Origin of the sequence: Streptomyces cinnamoneus (assembly GCF_014650495.1) — a bacterium.
Taxonomy (GTDB): domain Bacteria; phylum Actinomycetota; class Actinomycetes; order Streptomycetales; family Streptomycetaceae; genus Streptomyces; species Streptomyces cinnamoneus.
On the sequence record NZ_BMVB01000012.1, the window covers coordinates 14,729 to 38,982 of the forward strand.

Sequence of the window (24,254 nt, forward strand, 5' to 3'; positions counted from 1 at the left end):
ACGACGTACGGACACGACGAAACGAGACTCGAATGCGTAAGTGGCAGCCTCTGGTGGCTGTCTGCCTGGGGGCCTTCATCCTGCTGGTCGACGTGACCATCGTGAATGTGGCGCTCCCGCAGATGGCGGACGACCTGGACGCCGGCTTCAGCTCCCTGCAGTGGGTGGTCGACGCCTACGCCCTCGCCCTGGCGGCCCTGCTGCTGGCCGCCGGGTCGCTGGCCGACCGCTTCGGCCACCGCAGGCTGTACGTGGCCGGGCTGGCGGTGTTCGCCCTGGCCTCGCTCGCCTGCGGCCTGGCGCCCGACGCCGCGGTCCTGGTCGCCGCGCGGGCGGTGCAGGGCGTGGGCGGCGCGGCGATGTTCGCCACGACCACGGCCCTGCTCGGCGCGACCTACCGGGGGCGCGACCGCGGCACCGCCTTCGGCGTCTGGGGCGCGGTCAACGGTGCGGCGGCCGCCGCCGGCCCCCTGCTGGGCGGGCTCCTCACCCAGCACATCGGCTGGCAGGCCATCTTCCTGGTCAACCTGCCGATCGCCGCGGTGGCCGTCGCGCTGACCCTGCGCGTCGTCCCGGCCGACCGCCGTGCCCCGGCCGAGGGCCCCGGCCGGCCGGCCCGGCTGGACGTCCCCGGCGCCGTGACCTTCACCGTCGCGGCGGCCGGCCTCACCTACGGGCTCATCCGCGGCGGCGAGGCCGGCTGGACCTCGCCCCTCACGCTGGGCGCCTTCGGCGTGGCGGCGCTGGCCCTGGCCGCGTTCGTGGCGGCCGCGCTGCGCGCCGAACGCCGGGGCCGCCAGCCCCTGCTGGACCTCGCCCTGCTGCGCAGGCCCTCCTTCACCGGGCTGATGGGCGGCGCGCTGCTGCTGCAGGCCGGCGCGTTCGGCTGCCTGGCGCTGACGTCGCTGTGGCTGCAGTCCCTCCTGGGCCTCGGCCCGGTGGCGGCCGGCCTCGCGCTGGCCCCGCTGGCCGCGCTGTCGTTCATGGTCTCCCTCGTGGCGGGCCGCTACCTCCAGCGGATGGCACCCCGGGTGCCGATCGGCCTGGGGCTGCTCGTGATCGCGGCCGGCATGCTGCTCCTGGCCGGCGGCATGACGGCGGACGCCGGCCGTTCCGCGGTCCTGGCGGGGCTGTGCGTGACCGGCGTCGGCGTCGGCCTGGCCATCCCCGTCCTGGTGTCGGCCGCGATGGGCAGCGTGCCGCCCCAGCGCATGGGCATGGCCGGGGGAGCGGTCAACACCTTCCGGCAGCTGGGCATGACGCTGGGCATCGCCGGCCTCGGAGCCGTCTTCACCAGCCGTGCCGAGAAGGTGTTCGAGGACGCCCGCTCGGGTCTCGACCCGCACTCCGCGGCCTCCGCGCTCGCCGGCGGCCAGGCGCGCCGGATCGTCGAGGGCGCACCGGCCGGCCTGCGCGCGGGCACCGAGCGCCTCGTCCACGAGGCGTTCGCGGCCGGCCTGGAGCGGGTGTTCCTCTGCTCGGCCCTGGCGGCCGCCGCGGGCGGACTCCTCGTGCTGACCCTGGTCCGCCCCGCGGCGAAGGCGGCCACCGCCGAGCCGGCGGCGGACGGGGTCCCCGCCCCGCGCCAGGCGCCGGAGCGGACGCCGGTCTGAGCATTCGGGGCGCGCCGCGCCGCCGTCAGGCCGGTTCCGGCCGGCCGGCGCGCGGCGCGCAGGCGTAGAGGAGGCCGGTCGCGAGGACGCCGCCGGCCGCAGTCAGCAGGACGACCGGGGGGCGCACCGCCTCGTGCAGCATCCACGCGCCGAGCAGGCCACCGGCGAACAGCACCGCCACCGCGGCCGTCCGGCGGCCCTGTGCCCGGGCGCCGGACGTGATCCGCGTGTCGAGCGCGAGCGGCGAGCCGCCGAGGAGGGCCGTCATCGAGCGGGTGGCCAGTGTGGTGGGCAGATCCGGCACCCGGGCCCGCATGGTCGTCACGTTCCGCATCCCCATGGCCCCGGCCACCACGGCCGTCACCGCGTAGTGCCGGCCCGACAGCGGTTCGCCCACCCCGTCGATGCCCCACGCGGTCAGTGCCCCCACGCCCAGCAGTGCCGCCTCGGCGACGAGCGCCACCACGAGCCACCGGCGCCCGTGGACGTCCACGCTCGACTCCAGGCGCGACCCCAGGACGGCCCCCACCGCGAACCCGCCGAGGGAGGCGGACGCCGCCACCGGGGACAGGCCGCCCTCCTTGGTGAGCGAGAACGCCAGGAAGAGCACGTTGCCCGACTGCATCGCCGTGAACACCGGGCCCAGCACCAGGAAGCTGACGGCCTCCACCACCCCCGTGATCAGCGTCAGCGCCACCATCACCGCCGTGAGGGCGGCCCCGGGCCTCGGGTCCACGGCGGCTCCTTCCGGTCGGCGGCGCTACCACTGTGCCGCACGGCCGCTCAGCCGTCGATCAACGCGGCCAGGCCGTCGAGCATCGAGGTGAGGCCGAGTTCGAAGACCGCGTCGAGGTCCAGGTCGTAGCCGCCGTCACCGAACGATCCGACCACCTTGGTGAACGCCGGGTACGCGCCGGAGGCCACGAGCGCGTCGAAGGCGGCGGCCTGGGAGTCCATCCACTGCTCCTCGGACAGCCCGGTCGCGCTCTGCGCCTGGGCCTCGCGCTCCAGCTGGACGGCCGTGCCCTGCACATAGCTGTAGATCAGGGCGTTGAGGTTGAACATCGTCGCCGGGCCGAGGCCGTGGCCGTCGAGCGCCCCGAGCATCCAGTCGGAGTAGGCGATCAGGTGCGGCAGGGCCAGCGGCCGGGTGAGCGGGGCGATCTGCGCGAGCCAGGGGTGGGCGCGGTGCACCGCCCACAGCGCGCGTGCGCCCTGCTCCAGGCGGCCGCGCCAGCCGGACGACGTATCGCGGGGGTAGGACATCTCGGCGAGGACGGCGTCGGCCATGAGGAACACCAGGTCGTCCTTGCTGGTGACGTGGCGGTAGGGCGACATGGCCGCGACACCCAGCCGCGCCGCGACCCCCCGCATGGACAACGCGGCCAGCCCCTCGGCGTCGGCGATGGCGACGGCGGCACGGACGATGCGCTCCTGCGTCAGCTCGCCGTCGGCCGCCCGGCCGGGCGGGGACGGCTGAGGCTGCGGCGACGAGGGTGCCAACGGCGACGGCGACTGCGACGGCGATGGGGACGCTGCGGCGGCCGGGCCCGCCACCACGGTGCCGACCCGCGACTGCGCCCGCACGAGCCCCTCCTGGCGCAGGGTGGTCAGCACCTTGGTGGCGGTGGCGAGCGCCACGTTCCACTCCCTGGCGATCTGCCGGGTGGACGGTACGCGGTCGCCCGGAGCGAGCTCGCCGTCGGAGATGCGTCGCCGCAGTTCGGCGGCGATGCGCAGATACGGCGGAGAAATTTTTTCGGCCACGGGGACCCCTTCCCTCTGTCCTAGTACAGAGGCTAGCAGCGAAAAGGCCCTGGAACGTTCGTCAGCCCTCGTATCTGTCCTAGTCCAGGGCGGTAGTACCGACACTTGCGGAGCTGTGCGTACGGTGTACATTCAGTTGTGTACACCGTACTGAAGGAGCTCAGCATGCAGAACGTCCTCGTCTCCGGTGCCAGCGTCGCGGGCCTGACCCTCGCCTACTGGCTGCGCCGCAACGGCTTCGCCGTGACCGTCGTCGAGCGGGCCCCCGCCGTCCGCCCCGGCGGCCAGGCCATCGACGTCCGCGGCGTCGCCCTCGACGTCCTCGACCGGACCGGGATCCTGGCCGAGGCCCGGCAGGTCCGTACCCGGATGCGCGGCATGGCGATGCTCGACGCCGAGGGCAAGGAGCTGTGGCGCACCACCGACCACACGTACAGCAGCGGCCGGCTGGACAGCGAGGACATAGAGCTGCTGCGCGAGGACCTGGCCATGCTGCTCCACCGTCAGGCGGTCGACGCAGGAGTGGAGTTCCTCTTCGGCGACTCCGTCGCCACCCTCGACGAGGAGGCCGACGGCGTACGGGTCGGCTTCGAGCAGGGGCCCGCCCGCACGTTCGGCCTCGTGCTGGGCGCGGACGGCCTGCACTCGAAGGTCCGGCAGCTGGCCTTCGGCCCGGAGGAGCGGTTCATCCGCCACCTCGGCGCCTACCTGACCGTCTTCAGCACCCACAACTTCCTCGGGCTCGACAACTGGCAGGTCTGGCTCAACGACGACGCGGCGACCTACTGCCTCTATCCGGTGCACGACAACACCGAGATGAGGGCCACGCTGGGCTTCCGGTCGGAGCCGATCGCCTACGACCACCGCGACACCGAGCAGCAGAAGGCGCTCATGACCGCCGGGCTGGAGCACGTCGGCTGGGAGACGCCGCGGCTGCTGGAGGCCATGCGGCAGGCACCCGACTTCTACTTCGACTCGATGGCCCAGATCCACATGGAGCAGTGGTCCACCGGCAGGGTCGCGCTGGCCGGCGACGCGGGCTACTGCCCCTCCCCGCTCTCCGGCCAGGGCACGAGCCTGGCCCTCGTGGGCGCATACGTCCTGGCCGCCGAACTCGGCAGGGCGGACGGCGACCACGCGGCCGCCTTCGCCCGCTACGAGACGCGCATGCGCCCCTTCGTCGGCCTCAACCAGGCCCTCGCCGACAAGAACGCGGGCGGCGCGCCCTCCGACGAGGCGATGGAAGAGGCCAAGAACGGCATCGCGCTCGACGCCTGAGCGGCGCGTCCACCCGCCGGCCGCACGCGGGCGGAGCACGTTCACCCGGACGGGGCCTGCGAGGGCCGTTTGCGGGCCCGGCGGGGTGCGCATCATCCCCGGGGAAGCCGACAACGACGGGAGCCACCGTGCCCCTGGCCGCTCCCGACCCGTCGGGTGTCCCCGCCACCGCCTGGTGGGTCCTGTACCTCCGGGCCGCCGAGGCCCGGCACCCGCGCAGCCTGCTGCCCGATCCCCTGGCGGCCGACGTGCTGGCCCGCAGCGGCTGGCCCGCACGGGAGACCTTCGGCCCGCCCGTCCCGCCGCTGGCCCAGTACCTGGCGGCACGGTCCCGCGTCTTCGACGACGAAGTGAGGTCCTTCCTCGCCCGCGCGCCGCACGGCACCGTCGTCGCCCTCGGCGAGGGCCTGGACACCCAGTTCTGGCGGGTGGACGACGGCCGGGTGCGATGGCTGACGGTCGACCTGCCCGAAACCCTGGCCTGGCGCCGCGCCCTGCTGCCCCAAGGGCCCCGGCAGGACACCGTCGCCTGCTCGGTGACGGACCCGCGCTGGGCGGAGGGCGTCGACCCTGCGCAGCCGCTGCTGATCAGCGCCCAGGGGCTGATGATGTACCTGCCGTGGGAAGCGGTGGCCGGCCTCGTCACCCTCTGCGCCGAGCGCTTCCCCGGAGCGTCGCTCGTCTTCGACACCGTCCCGCACTGGGTGGCCGCACTGGCCCGCCGCCATGTGCTGTACTGCGGCACGTACCGCCTGCCGCCCCTGTCGTCCGCGATGAGCCCAGGCTCCTACGAGCGGCTGCGCACCCTCCATCCGCGCATCGCCGGCGTCCGCCGGCTGCCCTGGCCGGCCTGCCGGGGACTGACCGGACTGGTGCTGCACCACGGCCAGCGCTCCCCGCTCGTCCGCCGGGCACTTCCCGGCATGGTGCGTCTCGACGTCCGGCAGCCGTGAACGCGCCGAACTGCCGCCCGTGGAGCGGCCGGTGACCGGTGACGGCGGACGGACGCCTTCCTCACGCCGGGTCGAGAACTTTATGTACGCAACCGCTCGGGTGGCGAGGAGCGAGTCAGGCTGGAGGCATCGGAGCGGGCGGGCCCGGTGCGAGGGGCCCGCCGACTGAGATACGGAGAACGACCATGTGCGGCATCACCGGATGGGCAGGCTTCACCCGCGACCTCAGGGCCGAGTCCCCGGTCGTCCAGGCCATGACCGACACCCTGGCCCGCCGGGGACCGGACGCCGAGGGCATATGGCTGGACGAGCACATCGCACTGGGACACCGGCGGCTGTCCATCATCGACCTCGAACACGGCGCGCAGCCCATGCGCACGCCCGAGCGCGGCCCCGGCGACCTGCCCCGCGCCGTGATCTCCTACGGCGGCGAGATCTACAACTTCCGCGAGCTGCGTGAGGAACTCGTCCTGCTCGGCCACCGCTTCGCCACCCGCAGCGACACCGAGGTGGCGCTGCGCGCCTACCTGGAGTGGGGCACCGACTTCGTCCACCGCCTCAACGGCATGTACTCCCTCGCCATCTGGGACACCGCCCGCGAGGAACTGCTGCTGGTCCGGGACCGCCTCGGCGTCAAGCCGCTCTTCTACTACCCCACCGAGGACGGCGTCCTCTTCGGCTCCGAGCCCAAGGCCATCCTCGCCAACCCGCTGGCCGAGGCCGCCGCGGGGGCGGAGGAGCTGTGCGACGCCCTGCTGTTCCTGCGCACCCCGGGCCGCGTCCCCTTCCGCGGCATGCGCGAACTCAAGCCCGGCCACCTGCTGCGCGTCCGGCGCGAGGGCATCAGCGAGGAACGCTACTGGCAGCTGGAGTCCCGCCCGCACACCGACGACCTGAAGACCACCGTCGCCACCGTCCGCGAGCTGCTCGACGACATCGTCCCGCGCCAGATGGTCGCCGACGTACCGCTCGTCGCGCTGCTGTCCGGAGGGCTGGACTCCTCCACCGTCACCGCGCTCGCGGCCCGGGCCCGGGCCGCCGACGGCGCCGGCCTGTCCACCTTCTCCGTCGACTTCACCGGCCACACCGAGAACTTCCGGGCCGACGCCATCCGCCCCACCCCGGACGGCCCCTACGCCCTGGAGGTCGCCCGGCACGTCGGCAGCGACCACCACCCGATCGTCCTCGACCGCGCCGGCCTGCTCGATGCGGCCGTGCGCCGGACCGTCCTCGGCGCCTGGGACCTGCCCTTCAACTTCGCGGACCTGGACGTCTCCCTGTACCTGCTGTTCGCCGCCGTCCGCGAGCACGCCACCGTGGCGCTGTCGGGGGAGGGCGCCGACGAGGTCTTCGGCGGCTACCTGTGGTTCTCCGACCCCGAGGCACGGCGCGCCGAAACGTTTCCCTGGCTCAAGCTGGGCGCCCACCGCGGCCTCGACCCCCGCTCGCTGTTCCACCCCTGGTTCGTCGACGGCATCGACCTCGCCGCGTACGAGGCCGACCTCTACCGCACCGCCCTGGCCGAGGTCCCGCTCCTCGACGGCGAGAGCGCAGCGGGCCGGCGGACCCGCGAGCTGGGCTACCTCACCCTGACCCGGTGGCTGCCCATCCTGCTGGACAAGAAGGACCGGATGGGCATGGCCAGCGGCCTGGAGGGCCGGGTGCCGTTCTGCGACCACCGCCTCGTCGAGTACGTCTTCAACGTCCCCTGGGAGATGAAGACGTTCAGCGGCCAGGAGAAGGCACTGCTCAGGGAGGCCGCGGCCGACCTGCTGCCGGAGTCGGTGCTGCGCCGCAAGAAGGCCGCCTACCCCTCCATCCAGGACCCGGCCTACGACCGGGCCCTCATCACGGGCCTCACCAAGGCGGCGGGCGACGACCGGGCACCGCTGAGCGCCTTCCTCGACGGCGACGCGGTACGGCGGACGGCCGCCAAGACCTCCACGGGCAGCCTCTCCGAGTTCGAGCGGATCCTCGTGGAGTCCACCGTCCGGCTGGACGACTGGGCACGCACCTACCAAGTGGAGCTGACCGGAGTGAAGGGAGCCAACTGATGCACGCCATCGAGATCCGGGAGACCGGCGGGCCCGAGGTCCAGATCTACGTCGAGAAGCCCGACCCCGAGCCGGCCGAGGGCCAGATCCTCGTCGAACTCGCCGCGGCGGGGGTGAACTTCATCGACCTCTACCGCCGCGAGGGCCGCTACCCCCTGCCCCTGCCGTCGATCCCCGGCGAGGAGGGATCGGGCATCGTCCGCTCCGTCGGCCCCGGCGTCACCCGGTTCCGGCCCGGTGACCGCGTCGCCTGGACGACCGTGCTCGGCAGCTACGCCAGCCGGGTCGTCGTCCCGCAGGACAAGGCGATCGTCGTGCCGGAGGGGGTCGACCTGCCCACCGCGGGCGGCGTGCTCGTCCAGGGCATGACGGCCCACTACCTGGCCAACGACTCCTACCGGGCGCGCGCCGGCGAGACGGTGCTGCTGCACGCCGCGGCCGGCGGAGTGGGGCTGCTGCTCACCCAGCTGCTCAAGCGGCGCGGCGTCCGCGTCATCGGCACCGTCTCCACGCGGGAGAAGGAGGAGCTGGCCCGCGCCAACGGCGCCGACGAGATCATCCGCTACACCGAGACCGACGACCTGGCCGCCGAGGTCCGCCGGCTCACCGACGGCGCGGGCGTCCACGCGGTCTACGACGGCGTCGGCGCCGCCACCTTCGACGCGAGCCTGGAATCCCTGCGCACCCGCGGCACGCTGGTCCTCTACGGCGGCGCCAGCGGCGCGGTGCCGCCCGTGGACGTGATGCGGCTGCTGTGGGGCGGCTCGCTGACCCTGACGCGCCCGTACCTGGAGCACTTCCGGGCCACCGTCGAGGAGTTCGAGTGGCGGGCGGGCGAGGTCTTCGACGGCATCGCCGACGGCACGCTCACGGTGACCATCGGCGGAACGTATCCCCTCGCCGAGGCGCACCGCGCGCACACCGAGCTCGCGGCCCGGCGCACCACCGGGAAGCTCCTGCTAGTCCCGTAGCCCGCAACGACTGGCACCAGGAGGTTGTCCATGGGCGACATCGTCGGTGCGGGCCTGCTCTCGCACGCACCCGTCATCATGTTCCCGAAGGCACAGAGGATCGAGGCCAACGGAGGCCGCGACTTCACCCTCGCGACCGGCCTGACCCGGCTCCGGCAGGAGAGGATCGACCCGGCCGACTACGACACGGTCGTGGTGTTCGACTCGCACTGGGGCACGACCACCGAAACGGTCGTCACCGCCCACCCCCGCCGCCAGGGCCTGTTCACCTCGGACGAGATGCCCGGCGCGATCAGCCGGCTCCCCTACGACCTGCCCGGCGACCCGGGACTGGCCCACGCCGTCGCGGACGTGGCGCAGGAGCGGTCGTTGTGGATCACGGCCAACGACGACCCGTACCTGCCGGTCCACTACGCGACGCTCAACCTCTGGACCTACCTCGGCGCCTCCGGCAAGCCGTGGGTGTCCGTCTCGGTCTGCCAGACGGCGACCGGCGAGGACTTCCTCGCGGTGGGCGAGGCCGTCGCACAGGCCGTGGCCGGCCTGGACCGCACGGTGCTGCTGGTGGCCTCGGGCGGCCTCTCCCACCGCTTCTGGCCGCTGGCCGAACTGCGCGACCGCATGGCGGGGGACCCGGCCCACATCATCACCCCCGAGGCGCGCGCGGCGGACGAGCAGCGCATTGCCTGGCTGGAGGCGGGCCGGCACGACCTCGTCATCGAGGCCATGCCGGACTACCTCCGCTTCGCCCCCGAGGCGCGCTTCGGCCACTACCTCATGCTGGCCGGCGCGGTGGGCGGCGCGCGGTGCCGGGCCCCGGGCCGCCGCTTCGGCGCGTACGAGAACGGCATCGGGACGGGCCAGGTCCACCTCTGGTTCGACCGGCCCGGCGCCGGCTGGACCTCCGTACCGGCCCCCTAGGAGCCGGCCGGTACGCGCATCTCGTCGCGCACCTCGGCGGTCTGCTTCGCGAGCGCTTCGAGGTCGGCACGGTCGTCGGGGCCGGGCAGCGAGACGGTGGCCGCCGTACTGTGGTCGCCCCAGCCGCAGACGGCCACGAACCCCGTGCCGCCGGAGCGGGTGACGGAATAGCGCTCGCACGTCACCGGCTCCCGGGCGCCGGGCGGGGTGATGTCCTTCGGGGGCGTGGTGACGGTGACGCCCGGGTTCGCGTTCATCCCCTGGAACATGCTGTCCAGAGTGCGCCGGGGGTCGGCGATCTCGCCGTAGAGGCCGCCGGTGACCAGCTCCTGCTCTCCGCCGTCGGCCGTGTACTGCCCTCCCACCCCCTTCATGTTGCGCTCGTTCCAGCTGTTGCGCTGACCGGCTATGCCGTCGTCGATGGTCCGGCTCACGTCCTTGGCCAGGGTGTACCGGCCGCCCAGGAGGGTGGCCGGCACGGTGAGCCGGTAGCGCTGGGGGGAGGGCTCGGCCCGGCCCGACGGCTCGTTCCCGCCGGAACCGCGGGGGGCTTCGGCCGACGCGGGCGCCGGCCTCTCGTCCGTGGAGGAATCGTGCCCGTACGAGCTGAGGTAGTGGGCGACACCCCCGAGCGCGGTCACGCCCAGCACGGACGCCACGACGATGGCGATGATCCCCCCGGCCCCCAGCCGCTTGTCCCGCGGCGGCTGCAGTCCCCACCCCTGCGGCTGCGGATACCCCGGGACCTGCGGCTGCGGATACCCGGGGGCCTGCGGCGGCGCCGGGTACGGGGTCGGCGGCTGCTGCGGCGGAGGCGGCGGCACGGTCATGGGGCGGGCTCCCTCTCGGACGGTCGGTGCGTCCACGCACGTGATCGGCGTGATCACGTCAGAAGAGTACGGCCCTGCGCCGCGCCGGAAACGGGCCCGGATACTCAGACGGCCCCCGCATACTCAGTGCCGGTGTGAGTACCGGCACCGGCCGCCCCGCCGCGGGGGCAGGCCCCTGTCGAGAAGGGGCCGGTCACAGGATATCTTGATGTCGAGCAATGTTATAGAAGTGGAGCGGAGCACCCGGTGACTGACTCGACCATCATCTATACCCACACTGACGAGGCCCCGGCCCTGGCGACGCACTCGTTCCTGCCCGTGGTCCAGGCTTACGCCTCGACGGCCGGCGTCACTGTGGAGACCCGCGACATCTCCCTGGCGGGGCGCATCATCGCCAGCTTCCCCGAGTACCTCCAGGAGAGCCAGCGCATCGCCGACGCGCTCGCCGAGCTCGGCGAGCTGGCCAAGACGCCCGGCGCGAACATCATCAAGCTGCCGAACATCTCGGCCTCGATCCCGCAGCTGAAGGCCGCGATCGCCGAGCTGCAGGAGCAGGGCTACGCGCTGCCGGACTACCCGGACGACCCCAAGTCCGACGAGGAGCGCGACATCCGCGCCCGTTACGACAAGGTCAAGGGCAGCGCCGTCAACCCGGTCCTGCGCGAGGGCAACTCCGACCGCCGCGCCCCCGCCTCGGTCAAGAACTACGCCAAGGCGCACCCGCACCGCATGGGCGCCTGGTCCTCCGACTCGAAGACGAACGTCGCCACCATGGGCGTCGACGACTTCCGCTCCACCGAGAAGTCCGCGGTCATCGCCGAGGCCGGCACGCTGCGCATCGAGCTCTCCGGCGACGACGGCTCCACCACCGTCCTGCGCGAGTCGGTCCCCGTGCTCGCCGGTGAGGTCGTCGACGCGTCCGTCATGCGCGTCGCGGCGCTGCGCGAGTTCCTCACGGCGCAGGTCGCCCGCGCCAAGGCGGAGGACGTGCTGTTCTCCGTGCACCTGAAGGCCACGATGATGAAGGTCTCCGACCCGATCATCTTCGGTCACGTGGTCCGCGCCTTCTTCCCGAAGACGTTCGCGAAGTACGGCGAGGTGCTCATCGCCGCCGGCCTGACCCCGAACGACGGCCTGGGCGGCATCCTCAAGGGCCTGGACGGCGTGCCCCACCTGGGCGCCGAGATCAAGGCGTCCTTCGAGGCCGAGCTCGCCGAGGGCCCCGCCCTGGCGATGGTCGACTCCGACAAGGGCATCACCAACCTGCACGTCCCCAGCGACGTCATCGTCGACGCCTCCATGCCGGCCATGATCCGCACCTCCGGCCACATGTGGGGCCCGGACGGCCAGGAGGCCGACACCCTCGCGGTCCTCCCGGACAGCAGCTACGCCGGCGTCTACCAGGTCGTCATCGACGACTGCCGCGCCAACGGCGCCTACGACCCCTCGACGATGGGCTCGGTGCCCAACGTCGGCCTCATGGCGCAGAAGGCCGAGGAGTACGGCAGCCACGACAAGACCTTCGAGATCCCCGTCACGGGCACCGTGCGGGTCCTCGACGGCAACGGCGACGTCGTCCTGGAGCAGACGGTCGGCGCGGGCGACATCTTCCGCATGTGCCAGACCAAGGACCTGCCGATCCGCGACTGGGTCAAGCTCGCCGTCACCCGCGCCCGCGCCACCGGCGTCCCGGCCGTGTTCTGGCTGGACAAGGGCCGCGCCCACGACGCGCAGCTGATCGAGAAGGTCAAGGCGTACCTGCCCGAGCACGACACCGAGGGCCTGCAGATCGAGATCATGTCGCCGGTCGAGGCGACCGCGTTCTCCCTGGAGCGCATCCGCCGCGGCGAGGACACGATCTCCGTCACCGGCAACGTGCTGCGCGACTACCTGACCGACCTCTTCCCGATCCTGGAGCTGGGCACCAGCGCCAAGATGCTCTCGGTCGTCCCGCTGATGAACGGCGGCGGTCTGTTCGAGACGGGTGCCGGCGGCTCCGCGCCGAAGCACGTCCAGCAGCTCGTCAAGGAGAACTACCTGCGCTGGGACAGCCTGGGCGAGTTCCTCGCGCTGGCCGTCAGCTTCGAGCACCTCGCGACCACCACGGGCAACGCCCGCGCCCAGGTCCTCGCCGACACCCTCGACCGCGCGACCGGCACCTTCCTCAACGAGGACAAGTCGCCGAGCCGTCGCCTGGGTGGCATCGACAACCGCGGCAGCCACTTCTACCTGGCCCTCTACTGGGCCCAGGAGCTGGCCAAGCAGACCGCCGACGCGCAGCTGGCGGAGGCGTTCGGGCCCCTGGCCAAGACGCTCGCCGAGCAGGAGCAGACGATCGTCGACGAGCTGATCGCGGTGCAGGGCTCCCCGGCCGACATCGGCGGTTACTACCAGCCCGACGTGACCAAGGCCGCGGCCGTCATGCGTCCGTCGGCGACCCTCAACCAGGCTCTCGCGACCCTGGCCTGACGCCGGACCGGCCGCCGCACGGCGGCCGTCCCCCCGTCATGACGGGCCCGTCCCGGCCGGCACTACGCCGGCCGGGACGGGCCCGTTCCCGTGCCGGCCCGCACTCCGTGCCGGGCCCTCGTCCGCACCGACGGGCTGCCCGCGCAACGGCTCCTCAGCGACAGCCGGGCCGTACGAACGGCCGGTCCCTCGGCGTGACGGCGCCGCGCGGGCCGGCCGCGCGGAGGATGACGTCGAGGGCACGGTCGGGGTCGACGGTGTACAGGCCGCTGGCCCAGGCGGCGTTGGCCTCGATCACGGCCCAGCGTCCGCCGGTCGTTCCCACGTCCACGACGATCGCGGCGGGCAGCGTGCGGCCGTACGCCGCCAGCAGCTCCGCACCGAAGGCGGCGGCATCCGCCGAGAGCGGGCCGAGCGACAGCCGCCCGTTCTCCGCGTACCGGCTGCCGGCGTGGACCGCCCCGTCGAGCAGGTACAGCCGGTACTCGACGGTGAACTCCACTATGTCGCTGACCAGCACGGGTGTGTGGGGGCCGACCGCGTCCGGCCCGGGCAGCCGGGAGCCGTCGGCGTAGACCATGGCCCGCAGGGACTTGTCGTTGGGTGACGTGACGAACGCCGGTCGCCGCAGGGCGTACGCCTCGGCGATCGGCACGGCGAGGATCTGACGCTGCGTGTGCTCCCGCTCCAGCCGGGCCAGCCAGTCCTCGGGCGCCTCCAACGGCGCGATCCCCAGACCGGGCGCCACCGCGTCCGCGAAGGCCGGCCCGGCGTGCAGATGTCCTGCCCGCAGACCGTCGGGCACGACGAACGCCGGAAGCTGCACGGTGGCCAGGCCCCGTCGGTGGGCGGCATCGCGGACGGCTTCAGCGGAAGCGGTCAGCCGGGGCGGGAGGAGGAGGGTCATGAGGAAGATCATGGACGCTTCCGCGGAACGAGCCCACCGTAAATATCCGGCCTGCGGCCGAGCGCTCCGTCAGGCGGCGCGCCGGGCCGGCAGGAGGCCGAGGGCGCGGAAGGTGACGCGCTGGTCGAACCACAGCAGGGCCACCGTCGTCGTGGCCATCGCGAGGCCGATGGCCACGTGCGCGGCCGTCGACACGGTCGCGGCGCCCACGGCGCCCAGCGCGAGGTGCACGGCAAGGCGCAGGCCGACCAGGGCGAAGAGGATCGTGCGGGTGCGGGAGTTCTTGAGCATCGCCCGCACGAGCTTCACGCGGCGGCGGAGCACCGTGAAGCCGATGACGATGTTCACCAGGGCCAGCGCCGCCAGGGCCATCCACGCCTTGTCCCACGCCTGGCACAGGTCGTAGGCCGCTCCCAGCGAGCCCTCGAACGCGAAGAACCATACGGGCAGCGGCTTCACGTCGGCGAGCCCCGCGGCCGGCTGCGGGCCGGTCCCGTTCCCGGCCTCCCGGCCATCGGCTGCGGCCCCGGTCTCGTTCTCGGTCCGCTGCCCGGTGATGCTGCCGTTCATGTGCCCGCCCCTTGACGTGTGGTGTCGCTTCTCCCTGACACCCACGATCATGCCGCCGGGCCCCCGCCGCGGGCAGAGCCGTCCATCACGCGTCCCCCGGGACAAATGTCCTACGGGGGCGGCCGGTGCGGAGGGGTGAAAGCGCCAGGTACCCCATCATGATCCGCGTTCCTGTCATACCAGGAAAGAGGGGAGCGATGGGTGACATCGGAGAAACCCGGGGAGACGGGCACGGGTTTTCGCTACAGAATTCGGATGGTCCTGCGGCGTTCCGCGGAATGTTCCTGATGCACCATTAGTGCGATTCGTTTTCAGCGCAATGTAAAGCTAGGGTCACGCTCAGGCGCGTGCAGGGCGTGAAGCGGTCGCCAAACCTTCATTCCAAGCCCTGCACGCGTCCCTCAGCAATTCGAACACCGAGAGGTACGAATGAACCGATCCCCCCGACGCCGGCGTGCCAAACAGCTTCAACACCGTCTGGCTCACGACGAAGACACTAGCAGGCACTACGAAACCTTCCGTCGTTTGAACCGATCGGGCAAGCCCGCGCTTGCCCGGTTCGTGTCCATCCCTGTCACGGGAATCCTGCTGATCTCCGGTGCCTCGGTCCACGTGCAGTTCACGCCGGAGACGTTCTCCGCGACCCTCGCCGCCCTCGGAATGGCTGGTGGCACCCACTGGCTGAGGTGCAGGCGCCGGTCATGAGCGCCGCCGGGGGCCGGCCGGGCGGGACCCGGCCGGCCCCCGGCCCTCCGCGACGAAAACCGGGATTCCGGAGAAGGCGTCCGGTTTTCCGTGATGGAAATAGTGGACCGCTCCGGCCAAATCAGCGACGGAACTTCCCCGGCTGAACCCTTTACGTGACACGAGTGACACGAGGACGGCGAGGATGAGTTTTTGCCAGTTCTGCCAGACACCCCTCGGAACGAGCGGCGAGCCCAAGGTCGGCCGGCCGCAGAAGTACTGCAGCACCCCCTGCCGCCAAGCCGCCTACCGGATGCGGAAGAACCCGCAGAGCGCCGCCCCGGCGCCGGGCACGAGCGCGGCGGCGCCTCCACCGCGGGCACCCCTCCCCAGGCGCCGGCCCCGGATGGTGCACGCCCCCGCCCACCCGGCCGCCCCCGCCGCCTCCACGAGCGCGGACGAGGTCCTCGTCGAGATCGTCAAGGACATCCTGGAGGAGACCCGCCAGCTGCAGCGCAGCCTGCAGGCCCCCGACGCGGAGGATCCGCTGCGCCGGACCGAACAGCTGCGGGCCCAACTCGAAAGCCTCACCGCCGGCCTCGTGGGCCGCGCCCGGCACCGCCGGGTGACCTGGAGCCGCATCGGCCGACTGCTGAACGTCAGTGAGGACACCGCGCGCCACCGCTACACCGAGGCGTTCATCCTCCGGCGGCTGAGCCAGCACATCCAGTTGCGGACGCCCTCGCCGTCCCTCAGCGCCCTCTACGGCCACGCGCCCGTTCCGGAGGAATCCCCTCCGCCGCCACCCGACCTGCCCGTCGACACCCCCCTCTCGGCCCGCACCCCGACGAGCCCGGCCTTCAACCGGCTCGCTCCCGTCCTGTCGATGCTGGCCCGCGCCTCGAACGTGCAACTGCAGGTCCTCAGCCGCCGCGCCGGCTGCTCCGCCTCCTACCTCTCCCGCATCCTCAGCGGAGAACGCGTCCCCGCCTGGCCCCTCACCGAACGCTTCGCCATCGCCTGCGGAGCGGACCCGGCCGTCCTGCGCCAGGTCTGGGAGACCGAACGGCTGCGCGACACCGCCACGGTGGCCGCACCGGTCGTCGTCGCGAAGCCGGGCGAGATCGTCGCCGACCAGGGCCGGCTGCTCGGGCCCGCGCGCCTGCTGGCGGCCCTGCGGACCCTGCACGTCCGGGCCGGCCAGCCCACCGCCTACGACATCGCCGTCGCCACCCGCTGGCGCCTGTCGGCCGACCGGGTCACCGCCCTGCTCGAAGGCACCCAGCCCGCCGAATGGGACGACCTCGTGGCCCTCCTGCACGTCCTCGGCGGCCCGCTCGACTACTTCGGACCGCTCTGGGAGGCCGCCACCCAGCAACCCGACGCCCACGCACCCGACCAACGGCCGCCCGGCCCGGTGCAGCAGCCGCAGCTCTCACCCGCATCCCCGGCCGACCCGGGCGAGCCCACGGACCGGGCGGCAGCCCGTACGGACCGTACGGACCACCACGACGCGGCGGACGGGCCGGCGGAAGCCGCCGGGGCAACGGCCGCCGACGGCGACGACCTCCACCACCTCCTCACGCGGTTCAGCGGGGTCCTCAGCAGCAGCGACATCCTCGACCTCAGACGACGTGAACACCTGCGCGGCCGGATCGCCAGACGCCGCAGCACCTGCACCTGATCACGCCACCGTGGCCGCACCTCCTGACACAGCCGCACCACCTCTGGGACGGTGAGGACGACGGGGCGCGCCGGGAACGGACCACCGTGCCAGGCGCCGCCCCACCCCACCCCCAGGACGGAGGGACACCATGGCCGCCCGCACGGAAGACCGCCCGGGACTGCGCGTCATGACGTTCAACCTGCGCTACGCCTCGGAGACCGGGCCGCACCCGTGGTCCGAGCGCCGCCCGGTCATGCGCCGCCTGCTGCACCGCACGGCCCCGCACCTGCTGGGCACCCAGGAGGGCCTTTACGGGCAACTGTGCGACATCGCCGATGACCTGGGGCCGCGCTACGCATGGGTCGGCATGGGCCGGCAGGGCGGCAGCCGCGACGAGTTCACCGCCCTCTTCTACGACACCGCGCGGCTGTTCCCGGAGGAGTACGACCACTTCTGGCTGTCGGACACCCCCTCCCTGATCGGCTCGGCGACATGGGGCAACACCGTCGTCCGCATGGCCACCTGGGTCCGCTTCGCCGACCGCCGCACGGGCAGGCCCTTCCACGCCCTCAACACCCACCTCGACCACCTGAGCCAGCACGCGCGCGAACGCTCGGCCGACCTGATCACCACCCGCCTCCGCCCCGACCCCGCCGTCCCCCGCGTGGTCACCGGCGACTTCAATGTCGCGGCCCACCGCAATCCCGTCTACGCCACCATGCTCACCAAGGGCTCCCTGACCGACACCTGGGACACCGCCGCCGAGCGCGGCCCCCAGTACGGCACGTTCCACGGCTACCGTCCCCCGGTCCCGGACGGCGACCGCATCGACTGGATCCTCGCCTCCCCCCAGGTCCGCGCCCACCGGTCGGAGATCAACACGTTCGCCGAGAACGGCACGTACCCCAGCGACCACCTTCCCGTGCAGGCCCTCCTGGAGCTCTGATCAGACGGCCTGCCGGGCCGGCGGCCGCGCGTCCAGCAGGTGGGGGAGCCCCAGCCGGTAGCGGGCGGCGTCCAGGCGCTTCGCGGCCTCCAGCTCCGGCGGCCGGTACCCCGGGAAGAGCTGCGCCGGCTCCGCACCGGAACGGGCGGCTTCCAGCACCGCGTTGGCGGCGCGTCGTGCGGCCTCGCACGCGGTCTCCATGCAGGCGAAGTCGACGTTGCTGTACGTACGGACGTACTCGGCGGCCAGGAACATGTTGCCGATCGCCGTCGTCGCGTCGGGCCGGTGGGCCCAGGACCCCGCGTCGTTGCGCAGGTACGGCTCGGTGTTGACCAGCTCGGCATCGCCCCGGCCGACGGCGTCGTCGTCGCCCGCGACGGCCGGGGAGAGGTACCACGAGTGCAGGATGCCGTCCGGCAGGGCCTCGCGTCCGGTGTCCTCCAGCGACGCCTTCAGCTGGGCCCACACCTCCTGAGCGATCTCCTTGCGGGTGCACCGCCTGGCCGGCTTGCCGTGGAGCGGGCCGGGCTCGTCCCAGTCGTTGATGTCGACCGACAGACGGTCGTGCACCTGCCCGTCGCCCCACGTCCGGGCGAAGTCCTCCCGCCAGAACTGCGCCTGGCTCACCGAGGCCAGGGCCCAGGGGGCGTCCGGGTGCAGGACGTGCCCCCGGGCCAGGCGCGCGGGGCGGCGCAGGAAGAACTGGACGCCCTGGCACCAGTTGGTCTGCAGCAGGTCCATCGCCGCCAGCCGGGGGTCGGCCCGGCGGACGGGCTCGTCCCACAGCAGCCGGGCACGCTCCGTGGGCAGGGCCACCACGAACCAGTCCGCCTCGATGCGTACCGTCCCCGTGGGCGTTCGGGCGCGCGCCGCCGTGACGATCCCGCCGCGCAGCTCCAGGGCGTCGACGGTGTGGGCCATCGCGAAGCGCACCCCCAGCGCGCGCAGATGCCGCTCCCAGGGGTCGAACCACGCCTGGCTGGTCGGCGCGTCGAAGATCTGGACCGGAGGCGCGCCCGTGCCGCGCCGCATGAGCGACAGCAGCACGGATTCGAGGGCCTGCCCGCAGGTGCGGGTGCTCGCCAGCTCGGGCTTGAGGGCGTCGAGCAGCGCGGGCGCGCGGCCCCAGACCGTGGAGTACTCCCCGGAGCCGGCCTTGACGGAGAGGAAGTCGGTCCACGGGATGTGTTCCCACTGCCCCAGGTTTCTCTCGTGGCTGCTGGTCAGCAGGACGGTCAGGCGGCGCGCGAGCGCCAGGCGCTCGCCGGGCGGCAGACGCAGGAACTGGTCGGCGGCGCCCAGCAGCAGCCGCTGCAGGAGGTCCACGTCCAGCGGCCGGGCCTCCAGGGAGAACGGGAGCATCACGTCCTCGTGTCCGCCGGCCCGGGACAGCCGCCACTCCGGGACCTCGACGAGGCTGTCGAGTGCCGAGCCCGCCCCCGCCGGGAGCGGAATGCGCCGGAGCGTGTCGAAGAGGTGGTGGTAGAAACCGAACACCGCCCGGTGTCCCAGCTCGCCCGGCAGGTCCCGTCGTCCGCCGCTCCCGGTGCCGGGCACCGACACGCTGCGGGCCTTGCCGCCGAGTCGCCGCTGCTCGTACACGCTCACCTCGAAGCCGCGCTCGGCGAGTTCGTGGGCCGCCGTCAGGCCCCCGACGCCCCCTCCGAGCACGGCCACCGTCCGTCCGCCCGGCCGCGACCCGGCCACGGCGCGCTGGACGACCGCCGGCACGAGAGCCGAACCCACCGCTCCCGCACCGGCCGCCGCCCCGCACCGCAACACGGCCCTGCGCCCGGGCCGGTACGTCCCGGCGTTCCCCTGCAGCTCCGTCCCTCCCGCGCCGTCGCCGTTCGTCCCCGCTGCCTCAGCCATGTGCGGTCCCCCCTCAGGCACGCCGACACGCTGCCGAAGTGAGGCTAGCCAGCACCAAGGGGACCAAAGCGCCCGCCAGTGGTCATGCACCCGCCCGGGTGACGCCACGGCCGCGCCCCGCCGGCCTTCGGCGGAGGATTGTCTTCCGCAGCGTTGTCAGTGGGGGGTCCTACGGTGGGCTCATGAACGCTGAAGTGCGGTACGTGACGGGGGACGCGACGGCGCCGGTGGGCAGCGGGCCCAGGGTGATCGCGCACGTGTGCAATGACACCGGGGGGTGGGGGCGCGGGTTCGTCACCGCCCTCTCGCAGCGCTGGCGGGCTCCGGAGGCCGCCTACCGCGCGTGGTACCGCGAGCGCGACCGGCCCGGCAGCGACTTCGGGCTGGGTGCCGTCCAGATGGTCGAGGTCGGGGACGGCCTCTGGGTGGCGAACATGATCGGCCAGCACGGGATCGCGCGCCCGGGCCGCAAGGACGTGCCCCTCCGGTACGACGCCGTGGACGCGGCCCTGCGTGCGCTGGCCCGGCACTGCATCCGCCTGGGCGCCTCCGTGCACGCGCCCCGCATAGGCTGCGGTCTGGCCGGCGGTTCCTGGGACCGCATCGACCCGCTGCTGCAGACCCATCTCATAGGTCAGGGCGTCCCCGTGACGGTCTACGACATACCGGCGGCGGCCCCGGCCGCCTGAGTGGGGGAGCCCGCAGCACGGCCGAGGCCGGCTCCTGCAGGAGGAGCCGGCCTCGGGGCGGCGGGGAGTGGGGGCGGCTCAGCCGGCTGCGGCCGTCCGCTGCCGCACGTAGCCGGTCACGGCCAGCGCCAGCGCCAGGCCGCCGGTGAAGTACAGCTGCAGGCGGGTGTCGGTGTCGAGGGTCATGAGCGCGAGCACCCCGAGCACACCGGCGAGCGTCACCCACGTCAGGTAGGGGAAGCCCCACATCCGCACCACGAGCTTCTCCGGTGCCTCCCGTTCGAGCCGGCGGCGCAACAGCAGCTGCGAGGCGGCGATGAAGCCCCACACCACCAGCACGACCGCGCCGACCATGTTGAGCAGCCAGGCGAAGACCGTGGTGGGCCACCAGTACGACAGGAGGACGGCGAAGAAGCCGAACGCGCAGGAGGCGAGCACCGCGCGGCGCGGTACGCCGCCGGAGACCTTGCCCAGGGCCTTGGGGCCCTGGCCACGGGCGACGAGCGAGTAGGCCATGCGCGAGGAGCCGTAGATGTTGGCGTTCATCGCGGAGAGGAGGGCGATCAGGACGACCACGTTCATGATCTGACCGCCGGCGGGCACGCCGAGGCGGTCGAGGACGGCTGCGTAGGGGCCGCTCTCGGTGACGGCTCCGCTGTTCCACGGGATCAGCGTGACGATCACCAGCATGGAGCCGACGTAGACGATGCCGATCCGCCACATCGTCGTCCGCACGGCCTTGGCCACGCCGAGCGCCGGGTCCTCGGACTCGGCGGCCGCGATGGTCACCGTCTCCAGGCCGCCGTAGGCGACGACCGAGGCGAGCAGTCCGGCGAGGAGGCCGTCCATGCCCCGGGGGAGGAAGCCGCCGTCGTGCAGGAGGTGCGCCGTGCCGGGGGAGTCGCTGCCGGGCAGGACGCCCAGGATCGCGAGGATGCCGAGGGCCAGGAAGAGCGCGATGGCGCCGATCTTCAGGGCGGCGAACCAGAACTCGAACTCGCCGAAGCGGGAGACCGCGCCCAGGTTGGTGGCGCAGAAGAGCGCCATGAAGGCCAGGACCCACATCCAGGACGGTGTGCCCGGGAACCAGCCCTGCACGATGTGGGCCGCGCCGATCGCCTCGATGCCCACGCCCACGACCAGGAGGGTCCAGAACATCCAGCCGGCGGTGAAGCCGGCCCACGGCCCGATCGCGCGGTCGGCGTGGACGGAGAAGGAGCCGGAGGCCGGATTGGCCGCGGACATCTCGCCGAGCATCCGCATCACGAACATCACGAGGAGGCCGGACGCGGCGTAGGCCAGCACGATCGACGGCCCGGCCGCGGCGATGCCGGCGCCGGAGCCCACGAAGAGGCCGGCGCCGATGACACCGCCGAGGGCGATCATCGAAAGGTGCCGCTGCTTGAGGCCGTTCGACAGCGGGGAGTCCTGCTGCGCGGGGCTCTCGGTGAGCGGGGGAGGAGACGGGAGTGTCCGGCTCATGGTCGTACCTGTCCATCATGCGAGATTGGGAAGTCATGAGTATGGACAAGTCGGAAGGACCGCGGCCGGCCCGTCCGATATGCGGACGCCCGCTTCACGGAGCGTGATCACCGGATCGGGGCGGGGTGGATTCGAGCGTTCGTTCTATATGTGGCGTACCCTGCATCCATGGCAGTCCAGCTCCAAGGCTCACTCTTCGACGTGGCGGACGACGCCGGCCTCGGGCGCCCGCTGAGCGAGGCGCGCCGGACACCGCTCGCGCACGGCGCCTGGATCGACGTCCTGCCCGGCTGGCTGAGCGGGTCCGACATCCTCTTCGAGGCCCTGCTGGCCTCGGTGCCGTGGCGCGCCGAGCGGCGGCACATGTACGACAACGTGGTCGACGTCCCCCGGCTCCTCGCCCACTACACAGAGGCCGACGACCTGCCCCACCCCGTCCTCGCGGCGGCCCGCGACGCCCTGAGCGCGCACTACGGCGAAGAGCTCGGCGAGCCGTTCCGCACCCTCGGCCTGTGCCTCTACCGTGACGGCCGCGACAGCGTGGCCTGGCACGGCGACCGCATCGGCCGCGGCGCCCGGGAGAACACGATGGTCGCCATCCTCTCCCTCGGCCAGCCGCGCCCCCTGCTGCTGCGGCCGCGCGACGGCGGCGCCCCGCACGTCCGCCGGCCGCTCGGACACGGCGACCTCCTCGTCATGGGCGGCACCTGCCAGCGCACCTGGGACCACTCGGTCCCCAAGACCGCCCAGCCCGTCGGCCCGCGCATCAGCATCCAGTTCCGCCCCCGCGGCGTCCTGTGACCCGTCCGCGTCACGTCGCCGGGCGGATGGAAAGGTCGTGGCGGAAGGTGTCGCGCGGGTCCCACTGGGCCTTGATGCGCTGCAGCCGGGGGTAGTTGTGCTTGTAGTACAGCGTCGACCAGGGGACGCCGGAGGTGTTGAGGGCCGGGTCGGTGAAGTCGACGTCCGGGTAGTTGACGAACGAGCCGTCGCTCACCGCGCCCGGTACGGGCACGCCGCCGCTGTCCGCGTAGACGTCCCGGTAGACGTCGCGCACCCAGGCCAGACGCGGTCCGGGCTCGTCCCGCCCCTCGTCCCAGCCGGCCAGGTAGATCGCCTTGAGGATCGAGTCCCGCTGGGCGACGGCCGTGGCGTCGGGCGCGACGGTGTTGACCTTCCCGCCGTAGGAGACCAGCCACAGCGACCCGTCGGTCTGCGCGCCCGCCTTCCCCGCCATGTGGTCGTGCAGGACGCCGATCTGCCGGTCCGTGTAGCGCTTGCGCAGGTAGGCGGACTTCGCCTTGAACGATGCGGGCGCCGTCTCCTGCACGTTCGCCGCCGCCTGGAGCCAGGGCCGGCTCTCCCGCCCCACGGTCGGTTGCGCTCCCACCCCCCGGCCCACCGCGGCGACGTAGGCGTCGACCAGCCGTTCGGCGCCGGCCCCGGTGGAGTCCAGATGGCCGACCAGGCTGATGCTGCCGGCCTTGCGGCTGCCCACCATCAGCACGCTGAACAGCCCGGCGTAGGCCGAGTCCGGGGCGCTGTTCTCCTCGTGCCAGCTCCCGTGGTTGCCCAGCAGCCGGGTGAAGGCGCGCCGGTCGAGGTCCTTCCACTGCCAGGAGGCGTAGAAGGAGAGGACGGAGGCCGGGGGCCGGGGCAGCAGCTGCGACGGATCGGATCCCGTGGCCGCCGGGTCACGGAACCAGTAGCGCGTGACGACGCCGAAGTTGCCGCCCCCGCCCCCGGTGTGCGCCCACCACAGATCACGGTGCGGATCGTCCGGCTCCCGGGTGGCCACCACGCTGCGGGCCTTCCCGGACCGGTCCACGACCACCACCTCGACGCCGTACAGGTGGTCCACGGACAGGCCGTGCCGACGGGACAGCATGCCGTAGCCGCCGCCCAGGACGTGCCCGCCGACACCGACCTCCGGGGTCGCCCCCGCCGGAATGGCCACGCCCCAGCCGAGGAACAGTTTGCGGTACACCTCGCCCAATAACGCACCGGGCTCGACCGCGAACGCCCGTCGCCGCGCGTCGTAGGACACCGCGGACAGGGACGAGAGGTCGATGAGGGCGCGCACGGACGGGTCGTCGACGAAGTTCTCGAAGCAGTGCCCGCCGCTGCGCACCGCGATGCGCCGGCCCTCGCGCACCGCCTGCTGCACTGCGCCGACGACCTGCTCGGTCGAGCTCACCACGCGTACGTAGTCGGGTTTCCCGACGAAGCGCGCATTGGTGCCCCGCCGCGTCAGGGACGGGTAACGGGCGTCCTCGGGACCGACCGTGACCGGACCCGGCGACGGCGCGGCACCGGCCCGTGGCGCCGCGAGCGCCGCCGGAGCCGTGAGGCCCTGCGCCGCCAGCCCCACGGCCGCCCCGCCGAGCACCGCCGTCCCCGCCATGACCCCGCGTCGCGTCACTTCCGACATGTTCCGTCCCTTCCACCACTCAACATCCGGGAAAACACTCACCTCCCACGATCGGGGGCACTGTGTGGCGGAACATCGTCCGCAGTGACCAACTGCCTCTCCGCCCAAGGAAGTACACAAGGACGTTCCGGAGAAGGATGCGCCGGAGGGA

At 72.9% G+C, this 24,254-nt stretch carries 19 protein-coding genes; 11 read left to right on the plus strand and 8 right to left on the minus strand.

Annotated elements, in window-relative coordinates:
* Nucleotides 1-32 precede the first annotated feature (32 nt).
* The gene (locus IE182_RS18510; RefSeq protein ID WP_190110977.1) at nt 33-1,613 is read left to right on the plus strand and encodes an MFS transporter; all 1,581 of its coding nucleotides are present in this window, start codon (nt 33-35) and stop codon (nt 1,611-1,613) included.
* 25 nt (nt 1,614-1,638) lie between these two features.
* Here the strand turns inward: IE182_RS18510 and IE182_RS18515 are convergent, their stop codons facing one another.
* Both IE182_RS18515 and IE182_RS18520 read right to left on the minus strand, forming a co-directional pair.
* Entirely contained in the window at nt 1,639-2,349 is a 711-nt protein-coding gene (locus IE182_RS18515; protein ID WP_190110978.1) for a YoaK family protein, read from the minus strand.
* Nucleotides 2,350-2,396: 47 nt separating this feature from the next.
* Nucleotides 2,397-3,380 carry a TetR/AcrR family transcriptional regulator C-terminal domain-containing protein gene (locus tag IE182_RS18520; protein WP_229844919.1) on the minus strand — a complete coding sequence of 328 codons (984 nt, stop codon included), beginning with the start codon at nt 3,378-3,380 and terminating at the stop codon, nt 2,397-2,399.
* Between the two features lie 165 nt (nt 3,381-3,545).
* Here IE182_RS18520 and IE182_RS18525 point away from each other — a divergent pair, with 165 nt between their 5' ends.
* From IE182_RS18525 to IE182_RS18545, 5 genes are all read left to right on the plus strand, one after another.
* Complete coding sequence (locus tag IE182_RS18525) at nt 3,546-4,658, plus strand: FAD-dependent monooxygenase (RefSeq protein WP_190110980.1); 1,113 nt, start codon at nt 3,546-3,548, stop codon at nt 4,656-4,658.
* A gap of 128 nt (nt 4,659-4,786) precedes the next feature.
* The gene (locus tag IE182_RS18530; RefSeq protein WP_190110981.1) at nt 4,787-5,611 is read left to right on the plus strand and encodes a class I SAM-dependent methyltransferase; all 825 of its coding nucleotides are present in this window, start codon (nt 4,787-4,789) and stop codon (nt 5,609-5,611) included.
* 185 nt (nt 5,612-5,796) lie between these two features.
* Nucleotides 5,797-7,665, plus strand: coding sequence for an asparagine synthase (glutamine-hydrolyzing) (gene asnB, locus IE182_RS18535; RefSeq protein ID WP_190110982.1), 1,869 nt, complete (start codon nt 5,797-5,799; stop codon nt 7,663-7,665).
* Nucleotides 7,665-8,636 (plus strand): quinone oxidoreductase family protein, encoded by a 972-nt coding sequence (locus IE182_RS18540; RefSeq protein WP_190110983.1) that lies wholly within the window; start codon nt 7,665-7,667, stop codon nt 8,634-8,636. Before asnB ends, IE182_RS18540 begins: the two co-directional genes overlap by 1 nt.
* A gap of 30 nt (nt 8,637-8,666) precedes the next feature.
* Entirely contained in the window at nt 8,667-9,557 is an 891-nt protein-coding gene (locus tag IE182_RS18545; protein WP_190110984.1) for a DODA-type extradiol aromatic ring-opening family dioxygenase, read from the plus strand.
* On the opposite strand, the gene IE182_RS18550 is transcribed toward IE182_RS18545, so the two are convergent.
* Nucleotides 9,554-10,387, minus strand: coding sequence for a hypothetical protein (locus IE182_RS18550; protein ID WP_190110985.1), 834 nt, complete (start codon nt 10,385-10,387; stop codon nt 9,554-9,556). The two genes, IE182_RS18545 and IE182_RS18550, sit on opposite strands and share 4 nt — an antisense overlap.
* Nucleotides 10,388-10,633: 246 nt before the next feature.
* On the opposite strand from IE182_RS18550, the gene IE182_RS18555 reads away from it, so the two are divergent.
* Complete coding sequence (locus IE182_RS18555) at nt 10,634-12,856, plus strand: NADP-dependent isocitrate dehydrogenase (RefSeq protein ID WP_190110986.1); 2,223 nt, start codon at nt 10,634-10,636, stop codon at nt 12,854-12,856.
* 154 nt (nt 12,857-13,010) lie between these two features.
* Here IE182_RS18555 and IE182_RS18560 read toward each other — a convergent pair whose 3' ends face one another.
* Both IE182_RS18560 and IE182_RS18565 read right to left on the minus strand, forming a co-directional pair.
* On the minus strand, nt 13,011-13,763 hold the full coding sequence (locus IE182_RS18560; protein WP_190110987.1) for an ATP-grasp domain-containing protein: 753 nt from the start codon (nt 13,761-13,763) through the stop codon (nt 13,011-13,013).
* Nucleotides 13,764-13,832: 69 nt separating this feature from the next.
* Entirely contained in the window at nt 13,833-14,333 is a 501-nt protein-coding gene (locus tag IE182_RS18565) for a hypothetical protein (protein ID WP_229844920.1), read from the minus strand.
* Nucleotides 14,334-15,423: 1,090 nt separating this feature from the next.
* On the opposite strand from IE182_RS18565, the gene IE182_RS18570 reads away from it, so the two are divergent.
* Both IE182_RS18570 and IE182_RS18575 read left to right on the plus strand, forming a co-directional pair.
* Nucleotides 15,424-16,701, plus strand: a complete 1,278-nt coding sequence (locus tag IE182_RS18570; RefSeq protein ID WP_190110988.1) for a helix-turn-helix domain-containing protein — start codon at nt 15,424-15,426, stop codon at nt 16,699-16,701.
* A gap of 130 nt (nt 16,702-16,831) precedes the next feature.
* Entirely contained in the window at nt 16,832-17,629 is a 798-nt protein-coding gene (locus tag IE182_RS18575; protein ID WP_190110989.1) for an endonuclease/exonuclease/phosphatase family protein, read from the plus strand.
* Here the strand turns inward: IE182_RS18575 and IE182_RS18580 are convergent, their stop codons facing one another.
* Nucleotides 17,630-19,501 carry a hydroxysqualene dehydroxylase gene (locus tag IE182_RS18580; protein WP_190110990.1) on the minus strand — a complete coding sequence of 624 codons (1,872 nt, stop codon included), beginning with the start codon at nt 19,499-19,501 and terminating at the stop codon, nt 17,630-17,632.
* A gap of 182 nt (nt 19,502-19,683) precedes the next feature.
* Here IE182_RS18580 and IE182_RS18585 point away from each other — a divergent pair, with 182 nt between their 5' ends.
* Nucleotides 19,684-20,190, plus strand: a complete 507-nt coding sequence (locus tag IE182_RS18585) for a macro domain-containing protein (RefSeq protein ID WP_190110991.1) — start codon at nt 19,684-19,686, stop codon at nt 20,188-20,190.
* Nucleotides 20,191-20,268: 78 nt separating this feature from the next.
* Here the strand turns inward: IE182_RS18585 and IE182_RS18590 are convergent, their stop codons facing one another.
* On the minus strand, nt 20,269-21,672 hold the full coding sequence (locus IE182_RS18590) for an amino acid permease (protein ID WP_190110992.1): 1,404 nt from the start codon (nt 21,670-21,672) through the stop codon (nt 20,269-20,271).
* A gap of 168 nt (nt 21,673-21,840) precedes the next feature.
* Between IE182_RS18590 and IE182_RS18595 the strand changes: the two genes are divergently transcribed.
* Nucleotides 21,841-22,473, plus strand: a complete 633-nt coding sequence (locus IE182_RS18595) for an alpha-ketoglutarate-dependent dioxygenase AlkB (RefSeq protein WP_190110993.1) — start codon at nt 21,841-21,843, stop codon at nt 22,471-22,473.
* Nucleotides 22,474-22,483: 10 nt separating this feature from the next.
* On the opposite strand, the gene IE182_RS18600 is transcribed toward IE182_RS18595, so the two are convergent.
* A complete protein-coding gene (locus tag IE182_RS18600) occupies nt 22,484-24,103 on the minus strand; it encodes an FAD-binding oxidoreductase (protein WP_190110994.1) in 1,620 nt (539 codons plus the stop codon).
* Nucleotides 24,104-24,254 lie beyond the last annotated feature (151 nt).

What these genes read in the sequence shown, in the direction of transcription:
- IE182_RS18510 (WP_190110977.1), top strand. Translation starts at nt 33, where the DNA reads ATGCGTAAGTGGCAGCCTCTGGTGGCTGTCTGCCTGGGGGCCTTCATC.
- IE182_RS18525 (WP_190110980.1), top strand. Translation starts at nt 3,546, where the DNA reads ATGCAGAACGTCCTCGTCTCCGGTGCCAGCGTCGCGGGCCTGACCCTC.
- asnB (WP_190110982.1), top strand. Translation starts at nt 5,797, where the DNA reads ATGTGCGGCATCACCGGATGGGCAGGCTTCACCCGCGACCTCAGGGCC.
- IE182_RS18540 (WP_190110983.1), top strand. Translation starts at nt 7,665, where the DNA reads ATGCACGCCATCGAGATCCGGGAGACCGGCGGGCCCGAGGTCCAGATC.
- IE182_RS18545 (WP_190110984.1), top strand. Translation starts at nt 8,667, where the DNA reads ATGGGCGACATCGTCGGTGCGGGCCTGCTCTCGCACGCACCCGTCATC.
- IE182_RS18550 (WP_190110985.1), bottom strand. Translation starts at nt 10,387, where the DNA reads ATGACCGTGCCGCCGCCTCCGCCGCAGCAGCCGCCGACCCCGTACCCG.
- IE182_RS18560 (WP_190110987.1), bottom strand. Translation starts at nt 13,763, where the DNA reads ATGACCCTCCTCCTCCCGCCCCGGCTGACCGCTTCCGCTGAAGCCGTC.
- IE182_RS18565 (WP_229844920.1), bottom strand. Translation starts at nt 14,333, where the DNA reads ATGAACGGCAGCATCACCGGGCAGCGGACCGAGAACGAGACCGGGGCC.
- IE182_RS18570 (WP_190110988.1), top strand. Translation starts at nt 15,424, where the DNA reads ATGGTGCACGCCCCCGCCCACCCGGCCGCCCCCGCCGCCTCCACGAGC.
- IE182_RS18575 (WP_190110989.1), top strand. Translation starts at nt 16,832, where the DNA reads ATGGCCGCCCGCACGGAAGACCGCCCGGGACTGCGCGTCATGACGTTC.
- IE182_RS18580 (WP_190110990.1), bottom strand. Translation starts at nt 19,501, where the DNA reads ATGGCTGAGGCAGCGGGGACGAACGGCGACGGCGCGGGAGGGACGGAG.
- IE182_RS18585 (WP_190110991.1), top strand. Translation starts at nt 19,684, where the DNA reads ATGAACGCTGAAGTGCGGTACGTGACGGGGGACGCGACGGCGCCGGTG.
- IE182_RS18590 (WP_190110992.1), bottom strand. Translation starts at nt 21,672, where the DNA reads ATGAGCCGGACACTCCCGTCTCCTCCCCCGCTCACCGAGAGCCCCGCG.
- IE182_RS18595 (WP_190110993.1), top strand. Translation starts at nt 21,841, where the DNA reads ATGGCAGTCCAGCTCCAAGGCTCACTCTTCGACGTGGCGGACGACGCC.
- IE182_RS18600 (WP_190110994.1), bottom strand. Translation starts at nt 24,103, where the DNA reads ATGTCGGAAGTGACGCGACGCGGGGTCATGGCGGGGACGGCGGTGCTC.